7 protein-coding genes and 1 pseudogene are annotated in these 7508 nt (G+C 59.2%); all 8 read left to right on the forward strand.

What is annotated here, in order from left to right; all coding sequences use genetic code 11:
• Positions 1–199 precede the first annotated feature (199 nt).
• Complete coding sequence (locus FJ320_12610) at positions 200–823, forward strand: hypothetical protein (GenBank protein ID MBM3926788.1); 624 nt, start codon at positions 200–202, stop codon at positions 821–823.
• A gap of 514 nt (positions 824–1337) precedes the next feature.
• Positions 1338–2123, forward strand: a complete 786-nt coding sequence (locus FJ320_12615) for a GlcNAc-PI de-N-acetylase (protein ID MBM3926789.1) — start codon at positions 1338–1340, stop codon at positions 2121–2123.
• Between the two features lie 41 nt (positions 2124–2164).
• Entirely contained in the window at positions 2165–3184 is a 1020-nt protein-coding gene (locus tag FJ320_12620; GenBank protein ID MBM3926790.1) for an LLM class flavin-dependent oxidoreductase, read from the forward strand.
• 290 nt (positions 3185–3474) lie between these two features.
• Positions 3475–3852: a hypothetical protein gene (locus FJ320_12625; GenBank protein MBM3926791.1), complete on the forward strand. Its 378-nt coding sequence runs from the start codon at positions 3475–3477 to the stop codon at positions 3850–3852.
• Entirely contained in the window at positions 3845–4666 is an 822-nt protein-coding gene (locus tag FJ320_12630; protein ID MBM3926792.1) for an Fpg/Nei family DNA glycosylase, read from the forward strand. The genes FJ320_12625 and FJ320_12630 overlap by 8 nt, the downstream gene beginning before the upstream one ends.
• A gap of 314 nt (positions 4667–4980) precedes the next feature.
• Positions 4981–5193: pseudogene (locus FJ320_12635) on the forward strand (endoglucanase).
• Between the two features lie 420 nt (positions 5194–5613).
• Positions 5614–6570 carry a phosphotriesterase-related protein gene (locus tag FJ320_12640; GenBank protein MBM3926793.1) on the forward strand — a complete coding sequence of 319 codons (957 nt, stop codon included), beginning with the start codon at positions 5614–5616 and terminating at the stop codon, positions 6568–6570.
• A 301-nt stretch (positions 6571–6871) separates the two neighbouring features.
• On the forward strand, positions 6872–7508 hold a 637-nt coding region (locus FJ320_12645), incomplete at its 3' end, for an MFS transporter (GenBank protein MBM3926794.1).

The raw sequence follows: 7508 nt of genomic DNA on the forward strand, positions 1-7508 counted from the left end.
CGTAGGACTTGCGGATTACTAGAAATTAGAACGTTTGGCGCTGACGACCAGTCGGTTTGGTGGGTAAAGTCCACACAGTAGGACAGACAAAAAATAAAAGGAGACAAAGAAATCGGAGGTTACAGCCCAGGGATGAACTGGGAGGATTCTGAATACCGGGTGGTGGGTGATGAGGGATAGTATTATCACGGCGGCAGGTGTGGTTACTATAGTCCTGGTGACTATGGGGGTTATCATTCTTAGCTCGGGGGAGTCTGAGCAGGCCGGAAATGGTTGGGCAACCACACCCGAGCCAACGCCAGTGTTTGCGGTGCAGCCCAACGTTGGGCCCACGGCGACGCCTGTGCCTATTCCATCCTTCAGCAGCGGTCTGTTACTTGAGCCTACACCGACGCCGGCTTCAGAGGCGACGCCTACGTTGAGGGTGACAGCCACTCCGACGCCGATTCCCGCCGTAACAGAGACGACGCTAAGGGCGAGGACCACAGCTACACCTTTGCCCACGGCTACGCCGACGCCGGTAAGGGCAGCTTCGATCCCTACGAAAACGCCGACGCCCATGCCGACCAAAACGGCCAGGCCAAGGGCGACGCCCACTTCGACTCCAACTCCTACGGCCACACTGACGCCTCAGTCGAAGACGAATGACAACCGGGGCGGCTGCGAAGAAGGCGGCAAGGGTAAAGGGAAGGGTAAGGGCAAGAAGGGTGACGGAGGCGGCGACTGCGGCGATGACGATGGGGATGATAACTCAGATAACGTCCTGACGGATTTTTGGGATTACCTAAAGAGCCTTTTCGAGGGCCCGCCGGAGGAGGACTAGACCGGCGTTAGGTCCGGTATGAGATGGAGATGAGGAGAGGACCCCTCGCTAGATTTTCCGGATAGCGAGGGGTCCTCTTGTTTTTGTTCTTGGCGTGTAATGCACAATATATTCCTGGTCATAATCGATATACCATCCCCTGACCCCTTTCCCGACTGCATCGAGACCAAGTACAGCCTGCTGGAAGGGGAAGAAAAAATAAGGCTCACCTCATCACCCTCCTTCGACCAGGCTCAGGACGGTCCGATTGCATTGGACTCCGCGATATATGCTCTAAGGTAGCGGAGCACTTTGAAATAGGAGAAGAAGGGGTATCTGAGGAGAGGAAGCCCGCCGCTCGCTCGAAGGTTCGTGTTTTTGCACGCCAAGACTTTCCATAGAAGAGCGCAAGGCAGGGAGTTTTCGTCAATGTCAATTTGCATTGCGCGTCTGCTGGAGGGGGGAATGTAGCCTTGATTAGGATGCCGGCGTTTGAGTATGGACAGGGTTGCTACAAGGGCTTAAATTTAGGCGCATGGCTAGAAAGAGGCTTTTAGGCGTGTTTGCCCATCCGGATGACGAGACCTTTGGGTCTGGAAGCGTGCTGGCCAAGTATGCCCAAGAGGGCGCGGACGTTTCGGTGGTCTGCACTACTCGAGGTGAGGTGGGAGAGATTGCACCGGGGAGCGAGGCGACTCGCGATACGCTGGGGGATGTGAGGGAGGAGGAACTGCGGCGGGCAGCAGAGGTCTTGGGAGTGAAAAGTGTGATATTGCTGGGGTATAGGGATTCGGGGATGGCTGGGAGCGAAGACAACCGGCATCCGCAGGCGTTTATCAACGCTCCTGAAGAAGAGGTGGTGCGGCGGCTGGCGGAGATTATGCGAAGGCTTCGCCCCCATGTGGTGATGACGATGGACGAGGCGGGCGGGTACGGGCACCCGGACCATATAAAGGCGTCGGAGTGGACGACGAAGGCATTCAAGCTGTCGGGGGATGAGGGGTATAGGATGGAGGGGACGAGGCCGTGGAGGCCGTCGAAACTTTACTATTGGAGTATACGCAGGAGCGTGTTACGGAGATGGGCGGAGGAGATGAGGCGGAGGTCGCCGGACAGCGGTCTGGTGAGGCTGGACCCGGAGTCGATGGGTGTAGCGGACGAGCGGTTTACCACGGAGCTGGACGCATCGCCGTATGTGGGCTTGCGTATGAAGGCGGCATTGGAGCACAGGTCGCAGGGTTCGCCGTTCGATGGGATGCCGGAGGAGCTGACGAGGGAGTTTTTGAGGGTGGATATGTTGATAAGGGTGTTCCCACCGTAGGAGGGAGGGAAGAGGGAGCGGGATATTTTTGAGGGGATCGGATGAAGACAATGGATAGAAGGGGGAAGCGTATGGCGAGGCTAGGAGTTAGGCTGGACCCGAACCCGCAGTTTACATCGGAGGACTCAATAGACCTGGCGGTGCTGGCGGAGAGGAAGGGATATGAGATGGTGTGGGCGCCGGAGGGCGGGTGGAGGGACTCGCCGACGCAGCTGGCGGCGTACGCGATGGCGACTAAGCGGGTAAAGCTGGGGACGGGGATACTGCCGGTGTTCTCCCGGACGCCGACGCTGATGGCGATGACGGCGTCGAGCCTGGACATGATATCGGGCCATCGATTTGCGCTGGGGCTGGGGGTGGGACACAGGGGAATGGCGGAGGATGGGCACGGGGTGGCCTTCGAGAAGCCGATGACGCGTATGCGGGAGACGGTGGAGATAGTGCGTCGGCTATTAAAGGGCGAGACGGTGGCGTATAAAGGAAAGGTCTTCGATGTGAAACGAGGGAGCCTGGGCTATCCGCAATCATTCCCGGTGCCGATTTATATCGCGGCGCTGGGGCCGCAGATGCTGGAGGTGGCGGGAGAAGTAGCGGACGGAGTGTTGATGAACTGGGCGTCGCCGTCGTCGATAGGGGAGGCGCTGACACATCTGGAGGTGGGGGCCACGAGGGCGGGCCGCCGCGTACAGGACATAGACGTGGGGTGTTATATAAGGACGGCGGTGGTGTCGGACGTGGAGTCGGTAAGGGGGCCGTTGAAGCAGCAGATACTACGCTACGCGGGTATGGAGTACTATCGGAACTTCTTCGCTAAGACGGGGTTTGCGGACGAGGTGCAGGCGATAGGGAGGTATCTAAGGGAGGGAAAGACAGAGAAGGCGCTGGAGTCGATAAGCGAGGAGATGCAGAGGGGGCTGGCTGTGTTTGGGGATGCGGAGTATTGCAAGGGGGAGATTGAGAAGCGTCGGAGGCTGGGGGTGAAGATGCCGGTGGTGGCGCCTTTTGCGGTGGGGGACGCGAAGGGTTCGTATAAGCGGACGGTGGAGGCGTTTGGAGGGTAGGGGGCCTGTATACCGCCAAGTCTTGATTACAGAGCTAGGGGGATATAAGCGCAGCATGGCAGGTGGCAGTGATAAAGAATTGTGTTCATAGGGTTTACCCCTCATCTCGCCACGGCGAGTCTTCGACCTGCGCCTTCTCCTCCCTCGGGGATACTCGGGACAGGCTACAGGGGGGAAGGAATTTCCTTGTAGATAAACAAGCCTCTGTGGTAATAAATGCCTATTAATCGATCCAAGATGGACTTAGACTTTCAGGCATCATGAAGGGGGATTAGAGTGGAGGTTTATAGATGGAGCCGAGAAAGGTGATGTTGGAAGCCTATAAGGGGCCGTGGGATGTGGGAGACAAGGACGCGAATTTCAAGTCGGAGGTGGCGATGTATAGCGCCATCGACCCGATGCCGACGCTGGACAGGATGGCGTCGAATATGAGGATTCCGGTGGGTGCGCTGGTGAGATTTGTGCTGGTGAAGTGGGCGACGTCTGGCAGCGAGGGGCTGATGGAGATTGGGCCGCGGGTGGTGCGGATGATGGGGGATGCGGTGGAGAAGGCGGAGGCGAAGGGGACGGAGGAGGCGAGGCTGGAAGCGTATCAGAAGCTGTCGCAGATGATATCGTGGCTGAAGTACCCGCTGGATAACCCCAAGGGTAGGCAGGGCCGTGCCTGAGGCGCCGGACCTGGAGGTTATCAAGGAGTATCTAAACCGCAAGGTGGCGGGACAGTCGGTATCGTCGGTGAGGGTGGTGAAGCCGACGGTGGTGCGGTCACTGGCGGGGGACTTGGGGTCGGAGGTGGTGGGGAGGAGGGTTGAGGGGTTCGAGAGGCGGGGGAAGTTTTTGCTGGCGGGGCTGTCGGGGGACAGGACGCTGGCGATAAACCCTATGCTGACGGGGGCGCTGCAATATTGCGAGGCGAAGGAAAAGGTGATGAAGCGGACGTGTGTAGCGCTAGGACTTTCGGGAGGGCGGGAGCTTCGGTACCTGGACGAGAAGCAGATGGGAATGGTGTATTACGTCGACGGCAAGGGGCTGGAGGAGATAAACCGGCTGGAGGGACAGGGGCCGGACGTGCTGTCGCCGGGGAGCTTTGAGGAGTTTAAGGCCCGGATAAAGCCCTTCTATGGCGAGATCAAAGGGGCGCTGACCAACGGGCGGGTGCTGGCGGGGGTAGGGAACGCATACGCCGACGAGATACTTTTTGTGGCGGGGGTGTACCCGTTTAAGAAGACGAGGTCGCTTTCGGAGGAGGAGCTGAGGCGGATTTACGAGAAGTCGAGGGAGGTGGTGGAGGAGGCGATAGGGGTGCTGAGGGAGAGGGTGGGGGATGACATTCATGTGAAGGTACGGGACTTCTTAAAGGTGCATAACAAGGGTGGGAAGGCGTGCCCCAGGTGCGGAGGGTCGATAACGGAGGTGAGGGCGAACCAGCGGATAACGAGCTACTGCCGCCGGTGTCAGCCGGGGATGCTAATACGAAATTAGGCCATTTTGGCTTGAAATAGCGGATACAAACAGGAAATTGGCATCGTAATTATGTTTAAGCGGAGACCTTTTTACTTTATAATACCTTAGAATTTTTCTAAGACTGGTCCAAGAGGCTTATGTCAACCTAAGGGCCCGGGCTAGGTCGACGATGGGGGAGGACAATGTCAGTGACCAACGTAATCAGGGCGGCGGCGGTGTCCTTGGCGGCGAGCGCGATATTACTGGCGGCGGCTTGCACATCGCAGACGGCAGACACGCCGACGTCACAGCCTACCGCGACGGCGACGCCAACTGTTGGCTCAGGGCCAGCGACATCGACACCCACCGCCACCGCAACGTCGACGCCGCAGCCCACAGCGACTTTCACGCCTGTTCCGACTGCCACCGCAACGTCGACGCCGCAGCCTACGGCGACGCCCACTCCGACCCCGACGCCAACGCTGCCCCCGACACCGACAGGCACGCCCACTCCAACACCCACACCCACGGCCACACCTATCCCTCTGCCCACGCCCACGGCGACAAGGGTGGCGTCAACCAACCCTCAGGAGTTCCCTCCGTACCCCAACGTTTATAGGGGGAGCCTGGTCCTTGGCGGGAATCCTGTCCCAGACGGCACACGAGTGTTCGCCAGGGTAGGAAACTACCAGACGCCTACGACAGAGAGCAAAGACGGGCGGTACGAGGTAGTGGTGGGGCCGCCGGAGCGGAGACACTTTGGACGCACTATCACCTTCTATATCCTGGTAAGCGGGAGCGAACGGATGGCGCCCCAGTCAGGAGTGTTCAGGGAGGTGCAGTTCGGAGGGGGCTCGCCGCAGTATCTCAACAATTCGCTGGACCTGGTTTACCAGTAGACCGCCCGAATCTTAGGCTTGGTGGACATAGACCGACGGCGTCCATAAAATTACGCCGTCGGTCTAGCTTTTGCGGAGGAGGGCGTTATGGCTAAGATAAATTCTGTGTTAGGGCCGCTGGACACGTCCAAGCTGGGATTCACGCTGCCGCACGAGCACGTGCTGGTGACATCAGCCGGGCTGCCCTTCAGCTACCCGGAGTTCACACGTCGAGAAGAGAACGTTGTGCATGGGTCGCAGCAGCTGAGCGAGGCGTACAAGGAGGGCGTGCGGACTATAGTGGACGTGACGACTCACGATCTGGGCCGGGACATCAAGCTCATGCAGGAGGTGTCCAAGAAGTCCAAGGTCAATATCATCGCCTGCACAGGGACGTGGCGGGACATACCTCGCGCCTTTTGGACGGCGGACCCGGACTGGATTGCGCCGCTTTATGTTCGAGAGATAAGGGAGGGGATAGAGGGGACGAGCGTTAAGGCCGGGATTATCAAGGTGGCCAACGATGAGGGCGGGGTTACGCCGGAGGGGGCGATTGTGCTGAGGGCGGCGGCGCGGGCGCATAAGGCTACGGGCGTGCCGATATCGACGCATACGTGGGCGCCGGAACGGGTGGGGGAGCAGCAGGTGAAGATTTTTAAAGAAGAGGGCGTGGACCTGAATCGAGTGTATGTGGGCCACAGCAATGACACGACGGACGTAGGCTACCTGGAGGGGTTGCTGAAGGAGGGGGTGTGGCTGGGGCTGGACCGCTACCCAGGCGGGTTTTACGGCGGGACGCCGCAGTGGGAGCAGCGGACACGGATAGTTAAGCAGCTTATCGACAAGGGGTGGGCGAACCGGATCATGGTATCGCACGACTGGTCGGTGATTATCGACGACGACAGGACGCCGAAGGCGCGGCGGGAGCGGCTGAAGGCGAACCCGTACGCGTACCGGTTTATCCATCAGAAGGTGCTGCCGATGCTGAGGGAGATGGGGGTGAAGGAGGAGGCGATACATCAGATGCAGGTGGAGAACCCCCGGAGGTTTTTCGAGGGGAAGTAACCCTGCTTAGCCTCCCGGGGCAAGAGAGCAGTCGGGCTTCGATTGGCCAAGCGTAGTTACGTACGGGGAACCCTCATCACCCTTTATCTCGCCACGGCGAGCTTACAGCCCTCTTCTCCTGACTACGGGAGAAGAGGGAAAGAAAACAAAGATCACCTCATCACCCCCTATCCCCCTCTTCTCTTTTTCAATAGGAGAAGAGGGGGGACCAGAAGGGACATCGCACCCCCAACCTTCGCTAGGAGTTACAGAAAGGCGTAGAATGGTTGGAAAATTTGTAATGTGACTTTCAGGATAGGGTGTGACGGTAAAGCAGGGTTCTAACTACAAGTGGCTGGTGTTTTTCTCGGTGGGGCTAGGGACGTTCATGTCCGTGGTGGACCACGGCAGTGTGAACATAGCCCTGCCGACTATAGCCACGCATTTCAAGGCTGATCTGCCGACGGTGCAGTGGGTGGCGCTGGGTTACGCGCTGGCTATCAGCGCGTTTTTGCTGCCGGCGGGGCGAATGGCGGACCAGTTCGGCCGCAAGGAGTCTTACATAGCGGGATTTGTGATTTTTGGGGTGGGGTCCGCGGCGGCGGGGATGGCGCCGAACCTGTGGTCGCTGATAACTCTGAAGATACTGACGGCAGCGGGGTCGGCGCTGGTGATGGCCAATGGCATGGCGATTATGACCAGCGTGTTCCCGGCGGCGGAGCGAGGGAAGGCGGTGGGAACCCACATGACGATTGTGGGCAGCGGGTCGATATTCGGGCCGGTGCTGGGAGGAGTCCTGGTGGAGGCGCTGGGCTGGCGGTCTGTATTTTTCATCAACGTGCCGATCGCGATGCTGGGGGTGGCGTCGTCGCTGGTGATACTGGACGCGAAGAGTCTGGCACAGGCCAGCAAGGATGGACGGAAAGGGTCTTTCGACTGGCTGGGGGCGGGGCTGTCGG

The organism is SAR202 cluster bacterium (genome assembly GCA_016872285.1).
Lineage (GTDB): Bacteria > Chloroflexota > Dehalococcoidia > Lucifugimonadales.

Excerpts from the sequence above, each read along its gene's own strand:
- FJ320_12620 (MBM3926790.1), top strand. The coding sequence starts at position 2,165 with ATGAAGACAATGGATAGAAGGGGGAAGCGTATGGCGAGGCTAGGAGTT.
- FJ320_12625 (MBM3926791.1), top strand. The coding sequence starts at position 3,475 with ATGGAGCCGAGAAAGGTGATGTTGGAAGCCTATAAGGGGCCGTGGGAT.
- FJ320_12640 (MBM3926793.1), top strand. The coding sequence starts at position 5,614 with ATGGCTAAGATAAATTCTGTGTTAGGGCCGCTGGACACGTCCAAGCTG.
- FJ320_12615 (MBM3926789.1), top strand. The coding sequence starts at position 1,338 with ATGGCTAGAAAGAGGCTTTTAGGCGTGTTTGCCCATCCGGATGACGAG.